Genomic DNA, 23,883 nt, shown 5'->3' on the forward strand with positions numbered 1-23,883 from the left:
AGCTCTTTTCCATAAGCGTATACTATAACGTGTTAAAACCTGTTTTGGGAAAAGCAGGAGAGAATACATTTAGGAGGAAAGAGCTATGAAAAACAACAACAGTATCAAAACCGTAGTTGCCATTGGTATCGGTGCAGCGCTGTTCTTTGTGCTGGGACGTTTCGTTGCGATCCCAAGTCCGGTTCCGAACACAAATATCAGTCTTCAGTATGCAGTGCTGGGACTTCTCGCAGCAATGTATGGCCCGGTTGCAGGCGGACTGATCGGCTTCATCGGACATACCCTGATCGACCTGTCCTGGGGTGGAAGCCCATGGTGGAGCTGGGTTATCACATCTGCATTTGTGGGAGTAGTAGTTGGTCTGTTTGCGAAGAAGCTTCAGGTACAGGAAGGTGATTTCGGTAAAAGCAAAGTTGCTGTTTTCACTGTTGCAAACGTGATCGCACATGTAGTTGGATGGGTAGTTGTTGCCCCGGTACTTGACATTGTGATCTATGCTGAGCCGGCTAACAAAGTATTTGCACAGGGTGCATTCGCTGCAATTTCCAATACCATTACAGGTGTTGTAGTTGGCGGACTTCTGATTCTGGCTTATACTAAGACAATTGCAAAGAAAGGTTCTCTGGATCAGGAGTAAGGTAATTCAGAGGGTAATGCTTGCTGAGGCATTCGTGAAGCAGTTATTAATCGGATGCGAAAGGTAACATTTGAGATTAGGCTGAGACTTGTGCTCAGTCTTTTTTTGTTATAGAATAGTTAACAGCTCAGATCTAACCTCAAAAATATTTAGTTCTGAACCGTTACAAATAGTTTAAATCTGATATAAAGATGTATTATAGTTTATTCGTTTTTTGAGGTACTATATGACAGAGAAAAAATCTCCTATAATTTCTTTTAAAAATTTTTCTTTTCAGTACCGGGCACAGAAAAAGCCTACACTGAAAGAAATCAACCTGGACATTTATCCAGGTGAGCGTGTGCTGATCGCCGGCCCGTCCGGCTGTGGGAAAAGTACGCTGGCAGGCTGTATAAACGGACTGAATCCTTTTTCCAATCCAGGAGAATGTACGGGACAGCTTATGGTGGATGGCGTGGATGCTCCGAAGAGCAGCATTTTCCAGCTTTCCGCACATGTGGGAACAGTGCTCCAGGATCCGGACGGACAATTCATCGGGCTGACGGTGGGGGAAGACATTGCCTTTGCCCTGGAGAACAGCTGCATGCCACAGGATGAGATGCATCAGATCACCCGCCACGCAGCAGAATTGGTGGGAATCCAGGATCATCTGGGTTATGCGCCTCATGAGCTTTCCGGCGGGCAGAAGCAGAGAGTCAGCCTGGCTGGTGTCATGGTTGACCAGGTGAAAATCCTGCTTTTCGACGAGCCGCTGGCGAACCTGGATCCGGCTACCGGCAAACAGACTATTGAGTTGATCGATGAGATCCAGGAAAAAACAGATACGACAGTGGTGATCATTGAGCACCGCCTGGAGGACGTTCTTTGGCGGAATGTTGACCGTATTATCCTTATGGGGGATGGCCGGATTCTGGCAGACCTTCACCCGGATGAACTTTTGTCCACCAGTCTTCTTGAAGAAAATGGAATACGTGAGCCCCTCTACCTTACGGCTATGCGCTATGCCGGGGTGGAGATCACTTCTGGGAAAAAGCCTGCCCATGTAACGTCTGTGGTACTTGATGAGGCAGACCAGATGAAGGTGAAAAACTGGTTTCAGGCAGGTCCATCTGTGGAAGCTGCGGCTAAAGGCGAACCGCTGCTTGAGATCAAGAATCTCAGCTTCGGATATGAGAAAGGACAGCAGACTCTGCGGGATGTTTCCCTTACCATTCATAAAGGTGAAATGGTAAGCATCGTAGGCAAAAATGGTGCAGGTAAATCGACCTTTTCCAAGCTGGTCTGTGGATTCGAGACACCAGACAGCGGAGAGATTCTTTTCCAGGGAAAAGACCTTTTGCAGGAGAATATCCGCCACAGAGCGAAGCATATCGGCTATGTGATGCAGAATCCCAACCAGATGATTTCCAAGACCATGATCTTTGATGAGGTGGCATTAAGCCTTAGGAATATGGGAAAAAGCGAGGAGGAAATCCGGGAAAAAGTAGAGGAGACGTTGAAAGTCTGTGGACTTTACCCATTTCGGAACTGGCCGGTTTCAGCACTCAGCTTCGGACAGAAGAAGCGTGTGACCATTGCCAGTGTGCTGGTGCAAGATCCGGAGCTGATCATTCTGGATGAGCCTACAGCAGGGCAGGATTTTCACCATTATACAGAGATTATGGAGTTCCTTCGTGGACTGAACGAAAAAGGAGTGACCGTTGTGATGATCACTCACGATATGCATCTGATGCTGGAGTACACGCCGCGGGCGCTGATATTTGCAGACGGCAGGCTGATCGCGGACAGAAGCGCGGCTGCTGTTCTCTGTGATCCACAGCTGATCAGTCAGGCTGCTTTGAAGGAGACCAGTCTTTTTACTCTGGCGAATCAGCTGGGAATCAGTCCGGCAGAGGCGTTTGTAGAGCGTTTTATTGAGGAGGACAGGGAGGTGCGAAGCCATGGCCGCTAAGACCGTATTGAATTATCTGCCCCGGGAAAGTGTGATCCACAAAATGACCGGAACCACCAAGCTGGCATTTTTCCTGTTGTTTACTTTTGCAAGCATGATTACTTATAATACCTGGGTGCTGCTGGGGTTATTCGCTGTGAGCCTGGCGGCATTTAAGCTGAGTAAGATCCGTTTCCGCGAAGTGCGGTTCATGATGATCTTTATGCTGGTATTTCTGCTGTTGAACAATCTGTTTATTTTTCTGTTTGATCCAAACCAGGGAACAACATTGTATGGCACCAGACATGTACTTTGCCATCTGTTCTGGCGGTATGATCTGACTGCTGAGCAGCTGTTTTATATGCTGAATATTTCCCTGAAATATTTTGTGGCGCTGCCAGTTGCTATCCTGTTTATTTCTGCAACGAACCCAAGTGAGTTTGCTGCCAGTCTGAACAGTATCGGGATTTCTTATAAGGTGGGCTATTCGGTGGCGATTGCGCTTCGCTACATTCCGGATATCCAGCGTGATTACCATAGTATCAGCCAGGCTCAGCAGGCCAGAGGCGTGGAGCTGGGGAAAAATGAGCACTTTTTTGCCCGGTTGAAGAATTCGGTGAATATTCTTCTGCCATTGATCCTTACCAGCCTGAACCGGATCGATACTATTTCCAATGCTATGGAATTACGTGGATTTGGAAAAGATAAGAAGAGGACATGGTACATGAAACGGCCGTTTGAGAAACGGGATTTCGTGGCGATTGGAATCGGTGTGGCGCTGCTGGCGGTCAGCCTGGCGGTGACCATAAAGTGGGGGAGATTTTATAATCCGTTTGTGGGATGAAAGTGAATAGAGGGAATGAGTAGGGGCTGCCGCTTCACAATTTGTTGTGATAGTGCGCAGCTCCTTAATTTTTGGATAAGATAAGAGACAAGTTTAAGGCAATTTATTAAGATAACGTAAGATAATACTATTGACAGAAATTAGGAAAGAAGTTACTATGATATAACGCATTGCGTGTATAAAAATGATACTGAACCAAGATGTTTGTTTATGAAAGGGTAGTATATCGTATGAGTAGAAGGGGAAATGTTGATATTATTGCAGATTCAGATGGTAGAAAGATTGTTGTAATTCGCGATATACGATTTAAAGGAAAGAGGAAAATTAATTGGGAAGATGTTAAGGCATATCTTCGAACTTATGTAGGAGAATTCTATAGAATTATATCTGATGATGAAATTATCTATATTGGAAATGATTTGCCGAATGAATATACTGGATCAAAATATACCTACAAATTAAAAGGAACTGTTGCAAAAGCAAAAGCAAATGCAACACAGGGATTACCAGAGTTATTGAAAATAGCACAAGGTGGAAATTACCGGGAAAATAGTGAACAAAAACATAATCGGAATGCTAAATTTGGATGGTATAGATATGATTCATATTTTGCGTTGCCGATATATGGTGAAAAGAACGAGGTCGAGAGATATAATATTTTTCATGCGTCTATGATTATAAGGCATTCAGAAGATGGAAAAAAGTATTTGTATGACATTGTAGATATAAAAAAAGAAACGGGCAACCCGCTTGAATCATAAGATTGTACACGACACAAAACCCATTTCTTTATTTAAAGAATAACTTGGAAAGAAGAGTTTGTCAATGTAATTTTGAAAAAGGTTTTACTTTATAAAGTGAAAAATTATTATAAATAATACATTGATTTTTATAGATTGGAGAATAACTGTGAGCAGGGGAAAAGAAGTAAAAGAATTACGGGAAAAAATGGGAATGAACCGAAGAGAATTTAGTAACTATTATGGAATCCCATATCGAACAGTTCAGGATTGGGAAGCTGAAAAGCGGGAACTTCCGGATTATCTTTTGCGCTTGCTGAAATATCGGGCTGAAATAGAACTAAAAGTGGGAAAAGAGAATGTTGAAATTATTGAAGATTCAGATGGTCAAAAATTGTTGTAATTCGTAATATACAATAAAATACATAGCATGTTACAATGTACGAAGCAGTTATAATAAAAACGATAAACTACAGATATTACAGGAGGAAAGATACATGAGCTGTATAACTACATACACAAGAAAACATTTCGACCCTGTTCATCCGGAGCCGGAAGGAATCTGCATCCAGGATATTGCCCATGCATTGTCCATGATCTGTCGTGGAAATGGGCATGTAAGTACCTTCTGGTCAGTTGGTGAGCATTGTATCTGCTGTGCAAAAGAGGCATTGGGACGGGGGTATTCCCATCGGCTGGCGTTGGCTTGTCTTCTTCATGATGCAAGTGAGTGTTATATGTCTGATGTGCCAAGACCACTGAAACAGGAAATGCCAAGATATAGAGAGATAGAAGATCAGCTTCTGGAAGTAATCTATGAGAAGTTTCTGGGAAGTATGCTGACAGCTGAGGAACAGCGGCTTTTAAAGGAAATTGATGATGATCTTCTGTGGTATGACTTGGAGATTTTGCTGGAGGAGAAGCAGCCGGGGGAGGCACCGAAGCTGCATTTTGAGCTGGATTATACGGTTCGGGATTTTGAATCGGTTGAGAAGGAATATCTGAAGCTGTTTGAGAAACTGTTGGCAGAAGATAAGTTATGATCCGCGAAAAAATTACAACTTAGCGGTTAAGAATTAAGCAATACAAGGAATATGTGACATGGTCAGAAAGGAATCATACTTAAGAAAATGAAATACAAGGTTTTGGAAATCCAGGAAGATCTGGATTTCGGGTGCGAGGAAAGAAGTGAAGATTCTCCGGTGATGGCAGTGGTGTTGCTGAAGGGTGAGGATGGAAGCGAGAAGATGACCCGGCAGGTGGATCAGATGCTTTATGACAGGGAGATTAATGTGGGAGATTTTGTCGTGTTTGATGAGAGCATGAAACTAAAGAAAAAAGAATGAGTTTTCTAAAATTGTGATTACACCAGGAGGTACCATAACAAATGGGACATTTATATTTCGTAAGACACGGACAGACAATCTGGAACGTAGAGAATAAAATCTGTGGGGCGACAGATATTGCACTTACAGATTTTGGCCATGAACAGGCAATTGAGACTGGGAAAAAGATTCTGGAAGAGGGAATCCAGGCGGATGAGATTCTGTATTCCCCACTGATCCGGGCGGCTGAGACGGCCAGACATATTTCAGAAATTACAGGGATTCCAAGGCGGGAAGAGCCAAGGCTGACGGAGCAGAATTTCGGAAAGTGGGAATCCACACCAAGAGATGGCGCCGATTTCCGAAAAGCCAAAGAGCTTTTTGCCTGCAATTATGAGGGAGGGGAATCTATGCTCCGTCTGGCTCAGAGAGTTTATAATCTGCTGGATGAAATCAAGGCAGAATCCAGTGAGAAAACTTACATTCTAGTGGCCCATAACGGAATCGCCAGAATGGTACAGTCTTATTTTTATGATATGACAAATGAGGAATACGCGGCATTTGGTGTGAAAAATTGCGCGGTTGTACGGTATGAATTCAAGTAATTGTTCAGAGCACGATTTCGGGTATATTTGTCAAAGATGTTTCTGTACAATTACATTTTTATAAAAAGGAGAACACAAAACCATGGGAAAAATTATCGATTTATCATCAGTACTGGAAAAAGAGGAGAAATTGCAGCGGGTGGAGGATTTTCTGGAAGAGCTGAAGGATGATTTCGCCGAGCTGATCGAAGAATATGAGGAGGATAATGCAGACCAGGATAAGCTGGATGCAATGACAGATGCTTTGGATGCGCTGGAAGATGCCTACGATATTATATCGGATATTGTGGCAGATGAAATATAAAAAATCCTAAAAACCTATTGACATAGTAGGATAATAGTGGTAATATCCATTTATCAGATGAAAATACTAGGAAATTATAGAACAAAGAAATTATACTACTGTAAAGCGGTGCAGAATCTGTCTGGGAAATATTTCAGTCCTGGTATATTATAGGAAGTATTTTTCAACGTCAGCCTGCAGACCGGGAAAGGAATGGATATGGCATACTATAAGGGAACACTTGGATTAATTGGAAATACTCCACTTGTTGAGGTTACGAACATTGAGAAAGAGCTTGGACTGGAAGCAACCATTCTTGTAAAGCTGGAATACTTTAACCCGGCAGGAAGCGTTAAGGACAGAATCGCTAAGGCCATGATCGAAGATGCAGAGCAGAAGGGAATTCTTAAAGAGGGTTCTGTTATCATCGAGCCTACTTCCGGTAATACCGGAATTGGTCTTGCATCTATCGCTGCAGCGAAGGGATATAGAATCATTCTTACCATGCCGGAGACCATGAGTGTTGAGCGTAGAAACATTCTGAAAGCATACGGCGCAGAGCTTGTTCTTACAGATGGAACGAAGGGTATGAAAGGCGCCATTGCCAAGGCAAACGAGCTTGCAGAGGAGATTCCGAACAGCTTTATCCCAGGACAGTTTGTGAACCCGGCGAACCCGGCTGTTCATAAAGCGACTACAGGCCCAGAGATCTGGAGAGATACTGAGGGCAAGGTAGATATCTTTATCGCAGGAGTGGGTACTGGTGGAACACTTACCGGAACAGGTGAGTATCTGAAGGAGCAGAAGCCGGACGTGAAGATCGTAGCACTTGAGCCTGCTACATCACCAGTATTATCAGAGGGAAAAGCCGGCCCGCATAAGATTCAGGGAATCGGCGCAGGTTTCGTTCCAGAAGTTCTGAATACCAAGGTTTATGACGAAGTGTATAAAGCAGAAGCTGAGGATGCTTTTGCAACAGCCAAACTTCTTGCACATAAAGAAGGAATCCTTGTAGGAATCTCTTCTGGTGCTGCATTAAAGGCTGCAATTGACTATGCGAAGAAACCGGAGAATAAGGGTAAGGTGATCGTTGCACTTCTTCCGGATACAGGAGACAGATATTATTCTACACCATTGTTTACAGAGTAAATAAGAATTGAAGCAGCCATTCAGAAAATGACAGAAGATCAGCAGGTCTGATATGCATTGTGAACAGAGCATATCAGACCTGCTGATTTGTAATTATGATTGTTTTTTTCTGTATTGATCCGGTGTCATGCCTTCCACTTTTTTGAATGCTCTGAAAAAATAACGTACGTTATTATATCCTGACAAAAGAGCAATCTGATACATTTTCTTATCTGAGGAAATCAGTAATTCTTTTGCGTGTTTTACTCTTACTTTATTTAGATAATCAATAAAACTTTCCCCTGTTTTCTTTTTAAAAATATGGCTTAAATAACTTCGGTTTACATAAAATAGGGAAGCGGCAATCTCTACACTGACATTTTTCTGATAATAATGTTCGATATATGTCTTTACATTATTAATCAGATCTTCGTCTCCATAGATCTCCTGTGTAATAAAGTTATTTGCAATATTTGTAAAAAAAGTTCTGTAATACCGATAAAGTTCAGACAGACTGAAAATTATATTTACTGCGTTTTGCGTATTTGCTTCTGTACGCATGATTTGTAATTCCGGTATGGAATAACTTAACATATAACGTACTTGACCGCTGATGTGATAGCAGTTAAACTTTATATCCGCTATGGAAAGGTCGGGTATTCTTCGATAAAGGTCAAATAGTTCGTCTATCAATTTACCTGTTTCCTCTACTCGTCCTGCTTCTACAGAAAAAACCAGTCTTTCCATGTTTTTCCATGGAATCCTTTTGGGAAGCTCACTTTGCTCGATATATTCGAATACATTCTCAAAGCTGTCTGTTTTCTTCTGATTCAGAGCAAGTATAGTTTCTTTAAATGCACCTGTCAGTTCTGAAATATTTGTATGTGCTGCGCTGATGCCATAAAGTACTTCCAGTTTACATTTCCAGAACAGCGAAGAAAGTTCTTTGATTATCTGTCGGACATATGTATTTTCCAGAAACAGTTCTTCCTGTGGAAATGTCATGATGAGAAATCCCAGGTTATCCGAATTTGAATGCGCTATAAACAAAATATTACTCTCATATTGATTTTCCTGTATAAAATATTCTATTTCTTCTTTTGGAAGGGCTTTTTCTGAATACAGTGTAATCAGTACGATTTTTCTTTTCTGAAACATGAACCGTATCTTTCTGGAAACAAATTCTCCTGCACCTGTCAGATGACCTTCAATTATATTTCGGATTATCCCAAGATCATAATTTACCTGTGATTTTTCATAATGTTCTGTTTCAAGCTTGGTTTTTACAGTCTCGGTTTCTATTAAGTCTATTTTTTTTATGACTTTCTTTACAGATTCAACAATCTCTTCTGTACTGAAAGGTTTTAAGATATAATCTATAACTTTGGCGTGAATAGCCTGCCGCATATATTCAAAATCCTGATAACCGCTGATAACGATCAAGGCAATTTCCGGATATTGCTCCGACAGAATTGGAAGCAGGGCAGTTCCATCCATAACAGGCATTTTCATATCTGTTATTACAAGTTCTGGATGGACAGTATTGATTAATTCCAGCCCCGCCTTGCCGTCTTCTGCTTCACCTGCGCATTGCAGGATATCAGATACAGGAGCCAGTTTTTCAATGGTTCCTTTTCTTGTTAAAAATTCATCGTCAATAATAACATATTTGTACATTTGCTGCCTCCTACTGTAAAATCGGAACGCGTATTGAAATTTTTGCACCTTTTTCCGGCTGCTCATCCAGGAATAAACAGTAATTTTTTCCGTAATACAACTGAATACGGGTATGTATATTTTTTATGCCTATGCTTTGGGCACAGCGTTGTCCTAATTCTGAAAATTTAGGTTCTTTATTCAGCAGTGATTTGAGCTGGAAAATTTTTTCAGGAGAAAGACCAATTCCATTATCTTCTACAGCTAATATCATGTCAGATTTTTCTATTCTGGCAGTTACCTGAATTTTGTCTCCATTCTTACAGTAATTTAATCCATGATATAAGGCATTTTCAACAAGGGGCTGAAGAATTAGTTTCAGGACTACAATATCTTTGCAAATTTCAGGAACAGCTATTTTCAGGGTATATTGATGATTAAAACGAATTTCCTGAATTATGGAATAGTCTGCGGTATGACGCAATTCTTCCCGGAGAGGAACCAGTTCACTTTCTGTTTTTATACTATAACGGAACATTCTGCCAAGTGCCATTGACATTGTGGAAATGGCAGGGATTCTTTCAAGTGTGGCGATGCTGTTAATAGATTCCAGTGTATTATATAAGAAATGAGCATTTATCTGGGACTCCAGTGATCGCATCTGCGAATCCAGTAAAATCAGTTTGTTTTCCAGCTCGTTTTTCACATAAAGGTTCTTGTCATCCAGCATTTTTTGATAGGAAGCATACAAAATCCCAATCTCGTTGTTAAGATTAAAATACGGAACTACTGATACATCTGCAGTCTCTTCTGGCTGCAGCATTAAATCGCTTAAAGTAGTGATCGGTTTTGTAAGACTGTTTGCTAATATCATGGAAATCAAAATTGCAACGATAATGCTGGTAAGTATTACTGCAACAAGCGTGATCTTTGTAATGCCAAATTGTCTGTACAGTTCTTCCTGATTAATGAATACCTTTAAAACAAGTGGATCCAGAGTCAATTTTTGCTCATATTCCAAAACGTTTCCATTTTTGATAACAGAAGAATCTGTTGAAGAAACAATCTGATCATTATTATAAATAACAAGACGGGCAATAAGTGGCATTGGATTTATTTCCTCAAGGCTTAAAAAATGGGGATTGCAGTCGACCATTAAAATGCCCAGAAAACCTTTATCATATATATCATAAAGTGCAGTACAAAAAGATATGGATTCCGAAGGTTTCCCATCAAAAAAATCTTTTTTACAGGGACCATACAGATAGGTTCCGCCGTGTAAAGAAAGCGTTTTTTTATACCAGTCGTTGTCTAACGGATCATATTCAGGCTTTACATTGATTCCATTTCCGTAACCACTTCCCAGAACTGTTCCATTTGGTAAAAAAAGAAAAATACCGTTCAGATCATTATTGTTATAATAATAATTCTGCAAAGATATGCGTACTTTTTCATTGCTCTGAAAAATGTCTTTACTGTCTGTTATGTGATTTGTATTACGGTAGCGTTGGATGTTATCTATAATGGAATTATGGTTTTCTCCTGGCAAGTATAGTGCCTCCAGAATATGTTCAAGAACATCCAGAGATTCTTCTGTATGAGAGGTACATATTTTTAAAATATTATCAGATACCTGGCTGGTTTGGGTATCAGCTAGCTGCCGGTATCGACTGTAGGTATATAATGATGTTATAAGCACTGGAAGAACAGATATGATCAGAAATATGATTAAAAATTTATTACGAAGTTTCATTCGTTAGTCCTTTCCTTTTTGAGAGCAACCATTTCATGCATACTCTTGTATTTATTCTTACATACAGATATAATTTAAGCCATAAAATTTATTTGCTTAAGTTACTTTTTGTTACAATCGATAAGGAGTTTATGTCAATGAAAATTCGCAGCCTTTTTCGTTTCCCTTTTCTTGCTGGTGTTTTTTTGGCTGGTGTCTGTACGCTAACAGTATCTCAAGCCACAGTAAAAGCATCTGAATCAGCTGAAGAAGTTCCTGATAGTATAACAATTATGACTCCGTTATACTCAGAGACTTCTTTAAAAAAATTCTTTGAAGAAGAATATCCGCAAATACGATTGGACATACTTTCCTATCCGGAAGATCAGTATTACACAATTTTAAAGAGTCGTCTTTCTACCACGCAGGCAGCAGATATCATTGATGTTCAATTAGATTATGCAGGTCCTAACGGCGTAAAAGAACTTGGCCCTGCCGGCTATTTATATCCTCTTTATAAAATATCAGAAAATTCTTCTGACGGCAATGAAGAAAATCTTCTCGTTTCTGAGGGAAATGTTTATGGAAAAGCCCAGTTGAAAATGACGCTGGGGCTTACTTATAACAAATCTGTTTTTGAAAAATACGGACTCTCTTATCCGGAATGCTGGGAAGATTTTTTAGATTGTTGTGAAAAACTAAAGGAGTATGGTATTCAGCCATTGGTTATTGAGGGACACAATAAATCCAGTTTTCAGTATCCTCTTTATCAGATTGCCGCCAATCAGCTGTATCCTTACTTTGCAGAATATGACAGTAAGCTTCGGTCTGGCACTGCTAAATTCACGGATCCTGGTACCTGGGATCATATATTTGAAACTTATATTTCACTGTTTGAACAGAATTATATAAGTAAAGAATGCCTAACCTATAATATGGAAGAAGCTTCCGCACAATTACTGAATGGAAATGCGGCTATGATGTTTGATACATCTCTTAATTACAATTCATATATTAACACGGATTCTTTAAGAAATACATTTTATTTTGCTCCGTTCCCTGCCAATCACAGGGGAGAACAATTATATGCCAGTGAGTCTTATGTCGGTGGTTTGAGTATTAGTGCAGCGTCAGAATACACCGTTTTTTTGAAGAATGTTCTTGTAAATTATAATAATAAGCTTCAGCAATATAATAATTCGAAAAGAACTGCATTCTCTGATGAAAAATTCTCTGATCTGCCAGTTTTTCCTTTCTGCAATCAGGAATGGCCAAACGAGGTGGAAATAGTCATGGAATACCAATTATCCTCCTATCTTTCCGGAGCGACTGAAAGTATTTCTGACATTACTGGGGCCATGCAGGCAGAAATAGAAAAGTAGACCTAACATTTGTACATCATTTTTTTAACAATAGTTCTTCCGTCTTCTGTTATTATCAACTTACCAATTAAATTTTGAAGGAGGAAGGATATGAAGAAAGCAACAAAACAAGGTACTGTACTTTTTATCAGTGCAGCTATGACTGCAGGCGCTTTTTCCCCAGCCCTTGTCATGGCAGAGGGAACAAATCTTAAAGAATCATCAATCAGTGCTGCTGAATTTGAAGAACCCGGAATGGAGTATCGCCCGGGAGTACGCTGGTGGTGGCCTGGTGGTGCAGCAAAAACAGAAGACCTTATTGCACAGATTGAATACCTGGCAGAAAACAATTTTGGAACGGTAGAAATCAATCCATTTAATAATGGATATGTAATGACAGAAGCTGCTCAGGAAGATCTGGAAAATATTTTAAATTACGATACTCCTGAATATTATGAAAAATTAAAAGCTGTGGTTGCTGCAGCGGCAGAAAAAGGAATTACAGTTGATCTGAATATCGGTTCAGGCTATTGTGCAAGTGACGACTCCGTTCAGCAGGAAGACACCATGGGAAATATGGGACTTGGACGAACAACGGTTTCCATTGAAGAAGATGCTGTTGGTGAAGAATGCACACAGGATGTGCCGCCTGTTGAAATCAGTTCTTTATATCTTACTCAGTTAACTCCTTTTGCATATGCTTACTGTGCGCCTGATGGAACAGAAGGAACCTGGACTGGTACAAATGCGAAACTCCAGGCCGTTATCATTTCAAAAATTGTAAGCACAGAAGGCGCCAATATTATTGATCCGAATGCAGGGATGTTTGGTGCATCTGATGAAAACGCAGATCCTGACGCGGAGCCTGTTCCACTGAATTTTTATGATCCGGAAACAAAAGAGGTTACAAAATCTTATACCAAACAATATGTTTTAGATCCAGGGAAAACAACGGTTATTCCTGTAGATCAAATTAAAGACGGAAAAATAACGTTTACCCCAGACGAAGCAGGAGATTATGAAATCATTGGTCTTTACAATGAAGATTCTAATAGCGTCGGAATTACAGAATTACACTATAATCCAGATAAAAGAGACTATGTAGTAGATCATCTGGATGCAGATGCAGTTGCAACATATGTAAAGAACTGGATTGAGGGAAATGACGAATATCCAAGTGATCTGCATACAATTACCGAAGAGTACAATGATACCCTCCGTGCTGCATTTAATGACAGTTACGAGTTCCATAATGATAATTTTTATAATGATAAAATTTATGAAGCAGCAGCTGACAGCAATAACATTCTCGGCTATGATTTTTCCAAGTATTTGCCGATTATGTATGACATCGGATCTGCCAATTTTAACCTTGGTATGGTAGCGAATCCGGAGAACCCGGAAATCACATATCAGACAACTGCAAATAATCCACTTACCTATGATTTAAGTGAAGATGAAATTTCCAGAATCAAGTATGATTTCCAGCAGTTAATCGACCAGGCATTCCAGTCAGGTATGGAAAGCTTCAGCAAAACATTGGCAAATTATGGTCTTGTCTACAGACAGCAGGCCTATAATCCGCCAATTGATACCTTAAAATCTTCCAAATACGTAGATATTCCGGAAACAGAAGGATTGGATGAGCTTCAGTTAAAGCGTGTTACATCTGGTGCACACCTTTATGGAAAAAATCTTATTACTTCTGAGGTATATACTTTAGGAAGTACACCTTATACGTTAACACCGTCCTTTATTAAAGAAGGCTATGATCTTATGGCTACTTCAGGTGTTACCAATTTCTTCTATCATGGATTAAATGCTACGTACTATGGCACTGATGAACAGAAAGAAGCAGGTGTATGGGGAGAAGAAGGATGGCGTGCATGGCCGACTATAGGAATCGAAACAAATGAAACAGATTCTCTCTCTGATTATTACAAAACTCTGAATATGTACAGTGCACGTAATAATTATGTGATGCAGGCTGGTACCCAGAGTGCGGATGTAGCAGTTTACATGCCATTATTTGGCTCTGTTGAGGCGAATGATACGATTAATACACTGAACACAGAGGGATATTTATATGATGTTATGAATGACGATGTGATTCAGAACGAGCTTTCCACAGAAAATGGAAAACTGACTGTTGCAGCTTCCGGAATTACTTATGATGCACTTATTGTTGATAAACAGTCTCTTCCGACAGCAACTATGGAAAGTCTGGAAAAGCTTTCTGAGGAAGGTGCGAATATCGTATTTTTTGGAGAACTGCCAAATCGCCAGCCAAGTTATCTTGATGGAGCTTATCAGGAAGCAGATGCCCATATCAGTGAACTTTCTGCTGATATGCAGAAACAGGAATCTGTAAAGACTGTAGCCACTGCGGATGAATTAAAAGCAAGCCTTTCAGAAGTTGCAGATCCGGAAATCACCTATGCTTCTAATGAGCAGGTAAGAATGAACAGAAGAACCCTTGAAAGCGGCGGCGAAGTTGCTTATATCCGTAATCTGGATCAGGAAAACAGTAATGTGGTTGACGTTCAGATTGCTGAAGGTCTTTGCAATGGTTATCTTCTTGATCAGAATACGGGAAAAATTTATAGTACAGATATTTCCTCCGGTACACTTTCTCTTGAATTGAAACCAGATTCCTCTATTATTCTGCTTTGTGAAACAGAAGGAAATGGATATTCTACTGCTGAAAACGGGAAACCAGAAGCGCTTGTCAGCGAGACAGCTTCTACTGTCGAAACAGGTGCTGTTACCCTTACTGTTACTGCAGATAACATTGGTACAAATGTTCCTTCTGATACTGCAGAAACAAAAGTTTATGAGGGAGATGTTCTTGGTGATTGGGGAGATGATTCCTTCCAAAATGGAGAATTAAAATACGTAAGTGATGAGGGCATTTATAATACAACCTTTACAATAGATGATCTCGCTCCTTATACAAACGGGGAAAAATCTCTTGTTTTAAGTCTTGGCGAAACCAAGTATGCAGCAGAGATTATTGTAAATGGTGTTAATCTTGGTCAGCTTGTATATGCACCATATGAAAGAGATATTACTTCGGCTCTTACAGAGGGAGAAAATACTCTTGAAATTCATGTGCAGCCACTGAGACATAACCGTCGTGTTGGCTTAAGAGAAGCCTATTTAGCAGATCCTGAAGCAAATGCAAAATATGAATACTATAGTAAAACTGTAGAAGGTTCAATGGGAGCTGATCCGGTTGTTATGGGCGGCGGTATTGTGGGACCACTTACTTTAAATGTTATTGGATAAGCATGTAATGATCTTAAAAATGTAGTATTAAATATGTGAGTTTAAGTATGAAACGAAGTTGTCGCTTTACGCAAATTTGTAAAGCGGCAGCTTTGCTTTTTCTTATTGTATACCTAAAACTAAGTGCAACTAACCCTATTGACATACTAGGGTATCTTATAGTAACATAATTCAAATGTGATCTATGGGAATGGAAGTCCTAGCTGTTTATTGTTTACTGTTAGGAGAGATTCCTGTTTAGAAATAAACTGCAGCAGGAGGAAATCAATATGAGTGAAACAACCGCAACCAAAGAACAGCAGAATAAATATGAAAACCTTAAGGAGTACTTACGCAGTCTGGGAAGCGTAGCGGTAGCTTTTTCCAGCGGCGTAGATTCTACATTTCTTTTAAAAACGGCTCATGATGTGCTGGGGGATAAATGTTTGGCAATCACTGCTATGTCCTGCTCTTTTCCAAAGAGAGAATTGGAGGAGGCGAAAGCTTTCTGCGAAAAAGAGGGAATCCGCCACATTACGGTAGAATCTGAGGAACTGGAAATCGAGGGATTCTGCCAGAATCCAACAAACCGCTGCTATATCTGCAAGAAAGAGCTATTTGAGAAAATCTGGGAAATTGCCAGAAAAGAGGGCTTGAATGCAGTGGCAGAAGGTTCCAATATGGATGATAACGGGGATTACAGACCAGGTCTGCAGGCAGTTGCAGAACTTGGGGTAAAGAGTCCGCTGCGTCACAGCGAATTATATAAAGATGATATCCGTGCACTGTCCAAAGACCTGGGGCTTCCAACCTGGGAAAAACAGTCCTTTGCCTGTCTTTCCTCCCGTTTTGTATATGGCGAGACCATTACAAAGGAGAAGCTTGGCATGGTAGATAAAGCGGAGCAGCTGCTTCTGGATTTTGGTTTCCATCAGCTCCGCGTCCGTATTCACGGAACACTTGCCAGAATCGAGGTTCTGCCGGATGAGCTGCCAAAGGTGCTGGATAACCGAGAGCAGATCGTGAAAGCATTTAAAGAGTACGGATTTTCTTATGTAACAATGGATCTTCAGGGGTATCGCATGGGAAGTATGAATGAGACCTTGAAGAAATAAAAATCAGATCAGGCAATTTACGTTGTGGTGGAGAAAAGTGTCGTTGGAGATATTTTTCTTCACCACATTTTTTATTAAACCGCATATAAGCATTTCCTGAGAGGTTCATTCGCGCCACAAATCCTGTCATCCATGCCATTTCCTTTCTTTTCCAAACAAAGTCCGATAAGATAAATTTCAGCAAACGGAAATGTCTGCTTACGCAGACATCACAATATGAAAGTCGATTGTTCCGCACCTCTGGTGCTCCCACAATCAACGACTGTATTCGTAATCCGGGCTATCGCCCTACTTACTCATATAGTCTAGCCTGTGCGATATCCATAAATCCACCATGCAAGCATGGTGAATTCATGGCTGCCGCACAGGACTTTCATAGTAAAAACAGGAGGTAAAAGGAAAGAGATGAAGAAAAAAAGAAGTCACATTTTCCGTGGACTTGCCAGCATTTTCCTTGCATTGATGGTGCTGTTCGGAACCGTCATGTCAGTGGCACTTAGCTGGGAAGGCCGTGTAAACGAGCTTCTGGGCATTTCGGATGACACTTTTGTGAAAAGCCAGAATCCCGATGACTACTATTACAAGTCTGATTATGAAGATCCGGCAGATCTGATCAAAGCAGAAATTGCCCTGAATACCAGAATGGAAGCCGAAGGTGCGGTGGCACTGAAAGGTACACCGGCTGTTGATGGAACCGGAGTTACCTTATTCGGAATGCGCAGCCAGGCAATGCAGTACGGCGGCTCCATGGGTTCCTTGGTAGAAACCAAGCAGGCAGTGCGGCTGGCTGACGCACTGGAGGAATACGGATTTTCTGTAAATCCGGCGATGGTTTCCTTTTACGAGGATATGGAAAAAACATATGCGCCGACCAAAGCTGCCGGTGGCAACTGCGTAGATACAAACGAAGGTTCTACCGTGAACGAAGTTCCTGTAAAAGAATACTTTGCAGTTTCTCCGGATTCCATGGAAGGCTACAAAGACGCAGCAATCGTAGTTCTCGGAAGAGACGCAGGCGAAGGTGCCTGCTTTTACCCAGGATCAGACGGAATCGCAGATCCGGAGGAATTTTCCAACAGTCCTACCGGAAACATCTTAAGCCTGTCAAATGCAGAGAGAGCGCTGATCAACTATGTAGAAAACCAGGGCTTTAAGAAAATTGTGGTTCTTCTTAACTCCGCATGTGCAATGGAGATTGAAGAACTGAAACAGGATGACGCAGTAGACAGCATTCTCTGGATCGGCAATCCGGGCTGCTATGGAACATACGGAATCGCAGAGCTTCTGAATGGCTCCGTGCTCCCATCCGGACATCTTACCGATACATACGCAGTAAATGCTGCACTTGCACCGGCAATGCGGGACTATGGGGCATATGTATTTACAAATGCAGATGACATTGACACTTCTTCCAACAATGCCCTGCGAAGCAGATGGTATCTGGCAGAAGAAGAGGGAATCTACATCGGTTACAAATACTATGAAACACGTTACTTTGATTCTATCCTGGAGCAGGGAAATGCATCCCAGGCTCTGACAGGGGAAACTGTAGATGGTGGAAAAGTATGGGATTACGACAACGAAGTATCCTACAGCTTTGGATACGGACAGGAAGGTTCCACCTTCTCAGAAGAAATCACAGATGCAAAAATCGACTGGAGTGGGGAAACTCAGTCTGAGGTGACTGTAAAAGTAACAAACACAGGCGATAACGCAGCGAAACATGCAGTACAGCTTTATGTTTCTCTTCCATATACAGACTATGACAAAGAAGCCGGTGTAGAGAAATCCGCGATTCAGCTGGTTGGTTTTGGAAAAACAGGGGAAGCACAGGAGAAATCCTTCGAGGATGTAGTACTTCTTCAGCCAGGAGAAAGTGAAGATGTAACCATTACATTTACAGCAACAGATTTCTATTCTTATGATACGACAGAGGAACATGATGGCGTTACAGGTGCCTACATTCTGGAAGCTGGCGATTATTATTTTGCAACCGGAAATGGTGCCCATGATGCAGTCCAGGCTGTTCTGAAAGAGCAGTACCCGGATAAGATGAAAGATGCAGAGCCTACAGGAACAGTATATAAAGAAGCGGTAGACTCCAAGCTTACTTTGACCGAGTCAAACGGTGCCACCATTCAGAACCAGCTAACAGATGGAGATCTGAATTCCTATAATTGCGGCACAGAAATCAATTACTTAAGCAGAAGTGACTGGTCACATACTTTCCCAACCGGAATTGGCGATATCACAGCAACTGAAGAAATGATCCGCCTTCTTCGCAATGAGATTTACGACAAAGAAGGGGAAAATGCTGCATACGACGGTCCTACAGAATTTACCTATGGGGCAGACAACAATGTCCAGGCAATCCAGCTTCGGGGACTTGATTATGACGATCCACTGTATGACCAGGTGCTTGATGAGGTCAGCCTTCAGGATATGCTGAACACCTACTGTGCTCTGATGAATTCCAATGAAGATATCGTTATGCCAAAAGAAAATGGTGCAGACAGCCCTGTGGGACTTCTTGGAACCATTGGAAAATACACCGCAGGAACTATTTATGAAGTTGCAGAAGACGACCCGTCCTATGGACATTCCACCGCTGTTTATGTCAGTGAAAATGTGGTAGCGGCAACCTTCAGCCATGAGCTTTCCAGTGAGCAGGGACGTCTGATCGGAAATGCAGGCTTATGGGATGGATATACAGAATGGAATGCACCAGGCTTAAATATTCACAGAAACCAGTACAACGCCCGTAACCTGGAATATTATTCCGAGGATCCGATCCTGACAGGAGCAATGGGAGCCAATGTTTACAGACAGGCAGTTGCTTATGGAATGGTAGTTGCTGGTAAACACTTTGCCTTTAATGATCAGGAGACAAACCGTGATGGTGTGGCTGTGTTCCTAGGAGAGCAGGCCGCAAGAGAAAATGAGCTTCGTGGATTCCAGATCGCATTCCGTGATGGAAACGCAAACAGCCTGATGACCGCATTCAACCGTCTTGGCTGCACCCACGTAGGAGCAAGTAAAGGTCTTATGAACGGTATTCTTCGCGGTGAATGGGGATTCAAGGGCTATGTAATTACAGACTCTGTAAAATCTGCCAAGTATTTCCTTCCATCTGAATGTCTGGTGGCTGGAAATGACAGAATGCTGGGAGGCTCCAACAACGTTTCCGTATGGGGTTATACAGAGGATGAAGTAGCAGATGATCTGGTGATCCAGGCAGGCGTAAGGGAATCTTACCACAGATATCTGTACACCTATGTAAACAGTAGTGTAATGAATGGAATTTCTGAAAAAACAGATGCAACAGGAGCAATCGCATGGTGGATCCTGGCATTGCAGCTGGCAATGGGAATCAGCTTTGTACTGTTTATCGTATTCCTGATAATGTTTATTTTGAAATACAGAAAGGAGCAGAAAAACGATGAACCAGAGAAAATTCAGTAGACTGGAATTTGTTATGGGAGTTCTGTCATTGCTCCTGAATATAGTTGGTCTTGTTTTATTCTTCGTCAGCTACACCACAGGATATTACAAATTCGGAGAAATGAATTCTCCTATGATTCTTTCCTTTTTCCTGGTAGGAATCGGCATGGAAATCTTTTCCCTGCTTGCCATGGTAAAATGGGGAGATAAAATGTGGACACGGTTTCTTACCTTTGCCATAACAGCATTGCTTGTAGCAGGCGCGATCCTTCTGATCGGAGACCGTGTAGAGGGAATCGGAAATTGTATTGTTACAGATTACGATTCCGGTCACGGCGGCGAGGAAGCCATCTATTACTCATTGGCAGCTTCCGGAGCTATGCTTCTGGGAATGATCTTTAATGTTGTGGGGAGCTTTTGCAGAGTTCCCCAGAAAATAAAATAATAAAACGGAGGAATCTAGAATGAAAAAATCAGTAGCAGCAGTTTTAACAGCAGGAATCATGGCAGCAGGAGTGATCAGCAGCGGACTTACCGTATTTGCTGAGGGTACAGAGGAGAAAACCTACAGCGTTACTTACAATCTCAATGACGGAAATGCAGAGGAAATGCCGAACTTCCAGTTCATAAGTGCAGATATGAAAGGAATGACTTCCTACGACAGCCGTGTATATGTACAGATTGATCTTACGCTGGATGGAAAAGATGGTTATAAGCTTGTTTCCGATTGCTATTGCGTGGAAAATGGAAAGAGAGCAGAGGTCGGGGATGATACCGGAATCGGTTTTACCATGACAACAACTGCAGAAGGTACCTATACAGATAATGGAGATGACACTATAACAATTGATACTCCGGAGCATGTACATCATGATATGTTCACAGACACTTATTCAATTCAGATGAAAGAAGCTGCAGGAATGAATGTCCTTGGAAATACAGAGGACGGTTCCTATGACAGCGATGATCTGCCGGAGATGACTTCCATGGTTCCGGAAACCGTATTTACGGTAAATGATAAAGACGAAATCGTAACCTACAATTATCTCCATCCGGAAGATTATGAGACAGAAGAAACAAAAGATGGAGCAGATGCAGCGGCTTCTGACAGCGCAGCAGCTGGAAATGAACTGATCGCAATTCCAAGTGATGATGAGCAGACAACCTTTACCTTATATGACAATGGAACTTATGAATTCTATTTCGCAAGCTATGATGTAAAAGACAACGGAACCTATGCTTATGATGCAGACTCCCAGACTCTTACCATCACAGATGCAAATGGAAAAGAGACAAAATCTGAGGCAGATGGCGACAATGTGAAATTCCACTATGAATACAGCGAAAGCGACCAGCTTACAGGAGACTTCACTGTAGAGGCAGCAGCACTTGCAGATGCACTGAAATAAGGAAATATTGAAGTCTTGTAAAAGATAAAAAGAGAAAACAGTAACAGATAGAAACAAGGCTTCCGGCTGGTCGGAAGCCTTGTTTGACCACACAAATCAAGTATGTTATATTAAAAAATAAAAGCAACTGTTCAATGGCTGTTAATGGCAAAAATATAATTGGGCAGATAAATTGAAGTGTTGCTGTTAAGTAAATCTGTACTTGGGAAAAGGTGTGGAAAAATGAACGTAGCGATCGTAGATGACGAACTGGAAATGCGCCAGACATTAGTGGATTATATTGGAAGATTCGGAGAGGAATCCGGTATTGAGCTGGAGACGGTGACTTTCGAATCTGGGGAGCAGTTTCTGAAAAATTATAAGATGATTTTTGACATTATCATCTTCGATATTGATATGCCGGGAATCAACGGAATTGATACTGCAAGAAAGCTAAGAGAGACGGATTCTAATGTGACCATTATTTTCGTGACAAATATCGCCCAGTATGCCATTAACGGTTATGAGGTAGATGCGGTAGACTATATCCTGAAGCCTGTAAGTTACTACGATTTTTCCATGAAATTTCACAGAACGGTGGCAAAGGCAGCCCAGAAGAAGGAACACACCATAAAAATAGAGACTGCGGAAGGAACCAGAAGGTTACGGCTTCCGGCACTGATCTATGTAGAAGTACTTTCTCATTATCTGTATTTTCACACTACAAAAAGAGATTACAGATCCAGAGGCAATATTTCTGAGATAGAAAAGGAACTGGAAAAATATAATTTTGTGCGGATCCATCGCTCTTATATTGTGAACCTGAAATATGTAAGCAAAGTGTTGAGCAAAGAGGTAACCGTAGGAGAGCATGTTCTTCCGGTAGGGCGGAATTACAAGGAAAAATTAAAGGAAGAATATTTGAAATACATAAGGGGAGAGGAATAAAATGTTGGAAAATATATCCTTTCTTGACATTTTTGATGTTTATCGCGTGCTGTTGGGAATGGTCAGCGCAGAGTTGATTTTTGTGGAGCACGCAGCCAGGCACCGGGAACATTTTATGAGGAGAGTGCTGACGGGGGGAGTGGGAATCCTTTTGTTTGCGCTGCTATGTATTCCGATGTACATGTTCCGGGAAATAGTCGGAAATTCTGCGAGCGCCTCTTTGATAACCGGTGGCTGGTGGCTGATGATCGGCGTCGTGTCTATGTGTTTTATCTATTATTGCTATGAAGTAACCGTATGCAATCTTATGTTCCAGTGTATTTTTGGACTTGCACTGGAAAATCTGGCGACTCTTGTTCTCCAATATCTGATTTGTAAAAAGTGGTTTCCTTCCTTGCAGACGGAGCATACAGTTCTGTATATTGTGATGACAGTTCTGTGTTATGCGCTGTTTGACATGATGGCATACCTGCTTCTTGTACGGAAAAATGTCAGAGGACAGATCGTAGTGGAAGAGGACTGGCGTACCTTTTTTATCTATCTGATGATTTATATTTTTATTTCAGTAATGGGAGATGTGACAAGTCTTATTTTCCATTGGGGGCAGGCTGGTGGCAAAATGTTTGGTGGGATAGAAGTATTTTCCCATACGGCAGTACCGTATTTTTGCATTGCGGTAAATGTGGTTGTCAATCTGGTAATCGTCCTTTTGCAGAGCATGACATACCGGATTTTGTCCTTGCAGCAGGAAAAAAAGATGATCCAGATCCTTCAGAAGGAAAAGGAGCAGCAGTACAATTTCAGCCGTGAAAATGTGGATCTGATCAACCAGAAGTGCCACGATCTGAAACGGCAGATCCGGGCACTGAAGCTGGTTCAGGGGGAAGAAAGAGACCGGCTTTTCAAGGAGACAGAAGAAGCAGTACAGTTTTATGATGCCCATGTGAAGACGGGAAATGATGTGCTGGATACTATTCTAACAGAAAAAAGTTTTGTATGTACAAGACAGGGCATCCGTTTTTCCTGCAATATCCATGCAGAACATATGGACATCATTGATGTGCTCGATTTTTACACAATAGTAAGCAATGGCCTGGATAATGCAATTGAATGTGTTTCCAGGTACGAAGATAACGAGAAAAAAGTAATCAATGTAGCGGTTCTGGAACGGGGCAGTATGCTTCACATTTTTATTGATAACTATTTCGATGGTGAGCTGGAATTCCGCAACGGATTCCCGGTAACAAGCAAGGCTGACAAAGGTTATCATGGCTATGGTGTGAAAAGCATGCAGATGATCGCGAAGAAATATGGCGGAGATATCCGGATCAGTGTGAATAACCATACGTTTTCGCTTCAGATTATGCTGCCTGTGAGGTAGGAAAGATTCGCAAATATGCATTTCAAATCACCTACGGTGATGGCATTTTGAAAGAGAGGCATGCGGATTGTAGGAATGCTTTTTTAAATATGAGGAGAAAGT

20 protein-coding genes are annotated in these 23,883 nt (G+C 41.4%); 18 read left to right on the forward strand and 2 right to left on the reverse strand.

What is annotated here, in order from left to right; genetic code table 11:
- Positions 1–85 precede the first annotated feature (85 nt).
- The 10 genes from ACTQWB_RS11430 to cysK all read left to right on the forward strand — a co-directional run bounded on the left by ACTQWB_RS11430 (position 86) and on the right by cysK (position 7,513).
- Positions 86–637, forward strand: a complete 552-nt coding sequence (locus ACTQWB_RS11430) for an ECF-type riboflavin transporter substrate-binding protein (protein WP_441501779.1) — start codon at positions 86–88, stop codon at positions 635–637.
- A gap of 226 nt (positions 638–863) precedes the next feature.
- Positions 864–2,588: an ABC transporter ATP-binding protein gene (locus ACTQWB_RS11435; protein WP_441501780.1), complete on the forward strand. Its 1,725-nt coding sequence runs from the start codon at positions 864–866 to the stop codon at positions 2,586–2,588.
- Positions 2,578–3,411: an energy-coupling factor transporter transmembrane component T family protein gene (locus ACTQWB_RS11440; protein WP_441501781.1), complete on the forward strand. Its 834-nt coding sequence runs from the start codon at positions 2,578–2,580 to the stop codon at positions 3,409–3,411. Before ACTQWB_RS11435 ends, ACTQWB_RS11440 begins: the two co-directional genes overlap by 11 nt.
- Before the next feature lie 230 nt (positions 3,412–3,641).
- The gene (locus ACTQWB_RS11445; protein ID WP_441501782.1) at positions 3,642–4,172 is read left to right on the forward strand and encodes a hypothetical protein; all 531 of its coding nucleotides are present in this window, start codon (positions 3,642–3,644) and stop codon (positions 4,170–4,172) included.
- A 148-nt stretch (positions 4,173–4,320) separates the two neighbouring features.
- Positions 4,321–4,554, forward strand: coding sequence for a helix-turn-helix domain-containing protein (locus ACTQWB_RS11450; protein WP_441501783.1), 234 nt, complete (start codon positions 4,321–4,323; stop codon positions 4,552–4,554).
- 94 nt (positions 4,555–4,648) lie between these two features.
- Entirely contained in the window at positions 4,649–5,194 is a 546-nt protein-coding gene (locus tag ACTQWB_RS11455; protein WP_441501784.1) for a hypothetical protein, read from the forward strand.
- 87 nt (positions 5,195–5,281) lie between these two features.
- The gene (locus ACTQWB_RS11460; RefSeq protein WP_441501785.1) at positions 5,282–5,497 is read left to right on the forward strand and encodes a hypothetical protein; all 216 of its coding nucleotides are present in this window, start codon (positions 5,282–5,284) and stop codon (positions 5,495–5,497) included.
- 41 nt (positions 5,498–5,538) lie between these two features.
- Positions 5,539–6,081 (forward strand): histidine phosphatase family protein, encoded by a 543-nt coding sequence (locus ACTQWB_RS11465; protein WP_441501786.1) that lies wholly within the window; start codon positions 5,539–5,541, stop codon positions 6,079–6,081.
- Positions 6,082–6,163: 82 nt separating this feature from the next.
- On the forward strand, positions 6,164–6,385 hold the full coding sequence (locus tag ACTQWB_RS11470; RefSeq protein WP_441501787.1) for a hypothetical protein: 222 nt from the start codon (positions 6,164–6,166) through the stop codon (positions 6,383–6,385).
- Between the two features lie 198 nt (positions 6,386–6,583).
- A complete protein-coding gene (cysK, locus tag ACTQWB_RS11475; RefSeq protein WP_441501788.1) occupies positions 6,584–7,513 on the forward strand; it encodes a cysteine synthase A in 930 nt (309 codons plus the stop codon).
- A gap of 93 nt (positions 7,514–7,606) precedes the next feature.
- Here the strand turns inward: cysK and ACTQWB_RS11480 are convergent, their stop codons facing one another.
- Together ACTQWB_RS11480 and ACTQWB_RS11485 are read right to left on the reverse strand one after the other, a co-directional pair.
- Positions 7,607–9,169 (reverse strand): response regulator transcription factor, encoded by a 1,563-nt coding sequence (locus ACTQWB_RS11480; RefSeq protein WP_441501789.1) that lies wholly within the window; start codon positions 9,167–9,169, stop codon positions 7,607–7,609.
- Positions 9,170–9,179: 10 nt separating this feature from the next.
- On the reverse strand, positions 9,180–10,901 hold the full coding sequence (locus ACTQWB_RS11485; protein WP_441501790.1) for a histidine kinase: 1,722 nt from the start codon (positions 10,899–10,901) through the stop codon (positions 9,180–9,182).
- 137 nt (positions 10,902–11,038) lie between these two features.
- On the opposite strand from ACTQWB_RS11485, the gene ACTQWB_RS11490 reads away from it, so the two are divergent.
- The 8 genes from ACTQWB_RS11490 to ACTQWB_RS11525 all read left to right on the forward strand — a co-directional run bounded on the left by ACTQWB_RS11490 (position 11,039) and on the right by ACTQWB_RS11525 (position 23,781).
- Positions 11,039–12,262 (forward strand): ABC transporter substrate-binding protein, encoded by a 1,224-nt coding sequence (locus ACTQWB_RS11490; RefSeq protein ID WP_441501791.1) that lies wholly within the window; start codon positions 11,039–11,041, stop codon positions 12,260–12,262.
- Positions 12,263–12,352: 90 nt separating this feature from the next.
- Positions 12,353–15,529 (forward strand): glycosyl hydrolase, encoded by a 3,177-nt coding sequence (locus tag ACTQWB_RS11495; RefSeq protein WP_441501792.1) that lies wholly within the window; start codon positions 12,353–12,355, stop codon positions 15,527–15,529.
- Between the two features lie 269 nt (positions 15,530–15,798).
- Positions 15,799–16,623: an ATP-dependent sacrificial sulfur transferase LarE gene (larE, locus tag ACTQWB_RS11500; RefSeq protein ID WP_441501793.1), complete on the forward strand. Its 825-nt coding sequence runs from the start codon at positions 15,799–15,801 to the stop codon at positions 16,621–16,623.
- A 405-nt stretch (positions 16,624–17,028) separates the two neighbouring features.
- The gene (locus ACTQWB_RS11505) at positions 17,029–20,085 is read left to right on the forward strand and encodes a glycoside hydrolase family 3 N-terminal domain-containing protein (RefSeq protein WP_441501794.1); all 3,057 of its coding nucleotides are present in this window, start codon (positions 17,029–17,031) and stop codon (positions 20,083–20,085) included.
- The gene (locus ACTQWB_RS11510; protein WP_441501795.1) at positions 20,063–20,509 is read left to right on the forward strand and encodes a hypothetical protein; all 447 of its coding nucleotides are present in this window, start codon (positions 20,063–20,065) and stop codon (positions 20,507–20,509) included. Before ACTQWB_RS11505 ends, ACTQWB_RS11510 begins: the two co-directional genes overlap by 23 nt.
- 19 nt (positions 20,510–20,528) lie before the next feature.
- Positions 20,529–21,473 (forward strand): hypothetical protein, encoded by a 945-nt coding sequence (locus tag ACTQWB_RS11515; protein ID WP_441501796.1) that lies wholly within the window; start codon positions 20,529–20,531, stop codon positions 21,471–21,473.
- A 222-nt stretch (positions 21,474–21,695) separates the two neighbouring features.
- Complete coding sequence (locus ACTQWB_RS11520) at positions 21,696–22,400, forward strand: LytR/AlgR family response regulator transcription factor (RefSeq protein WP_441501797.1); 705 nt, start codon at positions 21,696–21,698, stop codon at positions 22,398–22,400.
- Between the two features lies 1 nt (position 22,401).
- Positions 22,402–23,781: an ATP-binding protein gene (locus ACTQWB_RS11525; RefSeq protein ID WP_441501798.1), complete on the forward strand. Its 1,380-nt coding sequence runs from the start codon at positions 22,402–22,404 to the stop codon at positions 23,779–23,781.
- Positions 23,782–23,883 lie beyond the last annotated feature (102 nt).

It is taken from the genome of Blautia sp. HCP3S3_H10_2 (genome assembly GCF_052122375.1).
Taxonomy (GTDB): domain Bacteria; phylum Bacillota; class Clostridia; order Lachnospirales; family Lachnospiraceae; genus Blautia_A.

What these genes read in the sequence shown, in the direction of transcription:
- ACTQWB_RS11430 (WP_441501779.1), top strand. Translation starts at nt 86, where the DNA reads ATGAAAAACAACAACAGTATCAAAACCGTAGTTGCCATTGGTATCGGT.
- ACTQWB_RS11435 (WP_441501780.1), top strand. Translation starts at nt 864, where the DNA reads ATGACAGAGAAAAAATCTCCTATAATTTCTTTTAAAAATTTTTCTTTT.
- ACTQWB_RS11440 (WP_441501781.1), top strand. Translation starts at nt 2,578, where the DNA reads ATGGCCGCTAAGACCGTATTGAATTATCTGCCCCGGGAAAGTGTGATC.
- ACTQWB_RS11445 (WP_441501782.1), top strand. Translation starts at nt 3,642, where the DNA reads ATGAGTAGAAGGGGAAATGTTGATATTATTGCAGATTCAGATGGTAGA.
- ACTQWB_RS11455 (WP_441501784.1), top strand. Translation starts at nt 4,649, where the DNA reads ATGAGCTGTATAACTACATACACAAGAAAACATTTCGACCCTGTTCAT.
- ACTQWB_RS11460 (WP_441501785.1), top strand. Translation starts at nt 5,282, where the DNA reads ATGAAATACAAGGTTTTGGAAATCCAGGAAGATCTGGATTTCGGGTGC.
- ACTQWB_RS11465 (WP_441501786.1), top strand. Translation starts at nt 5,539, where the DNA reads ATGGGACATTTATATTTCGTAAGACACGGACAGACAATCTGGAACGTA.
- ACTQWB_RS11470 (WP_441501787.1), top strand. Translation starts at nt 6,164, where the DNA reads ATGGGAAAAATTATCGATTTATCATCAGTACTGGAAAAAGAGGAGAAA.
- cysK (WP_441501788.1), top strand. Translation starts at nt 6,584, where the DNA reads ATGGCATACTATAAGGGAACACTTGGATTAATTGGAAATACTCCACTT.
- ACTQWB_RS11480 (WP_441501789.1), bottom strand. Translation starts at nt 9,169, where the DNA reads ATGTACAAATATGTTATTATTGACGATGAATTTTTAACAAGAAAAGGA.
- ACTQWB_RS11485 (WP_441501790.1), bottom strand. Translation starts at nt 10,901, where the DNA reads ATGAAACTTCGTAATAAATTTTTAATCATATTTCTGATCATATCTGTT.
- ACTQWB_RS11490 (WP_441501791.1), top strand. Translation starts at nt 11,039, where the DNA reads ATGAAAATTCGCAGCCTTTTTCGTTTCCCTTTTCTTGCTGGTGTTTTT.
- ACTQWB_RS11495 (WP_441501792.1), top strand. Translation starts at nt 12,353, where the DNA reads ATGAAGAAAGCAACAAAACAAGGTACTGTACTTTTTATCAGTGCAGCT.
- larE (WP_441501793.1), top strand. Translation starts at nt 15,799, where the DNA reads ATGAGTGAAACAACCGCAACCAAAGAACAGCAGAATAAATATGAAAAC.
- ACTQWB_RS11505 (WP_441501794.1), top strand. Translation starts at nt 17,029, where the DNA reads ATGAAGAAAAAAAGAAGTCACATTTTCCGTGGACTTGCCAGCATTTTC.
- ACTQWB_RS11510 (WP_441501795.1), top strand. Translation starts at nt 20,063, where the DNA reads ATGAACCAGAGAAAATTCAGTAGACTGGAATTTGTTATGGGAGTTCTG.
- ACTQWB_RS11515 (WP_441501796.1), top strand. Translation starts at nt 20,529, where the DNA reads ATGAAAAAATCAGTAGCAGCAGTTTTAACAGCAGGAATCATGGCAGCA.
- ACTQWB_RS11520 (WP_441501797.1), top strand. Translation starts at nt 21,696, where the DNA reads ATGAACGTAGCGATCGTAGATGACGAACTGGAAATGCGCCAGACATTA.
- ACTQWB_RS11525 (WP_441501798.1), top strand. Translation starts at nt 22,402, where the DNA reads ATGTTGGAAAATATATCCTTTCTTGACATTTTTGATGTTTATCGCGTG.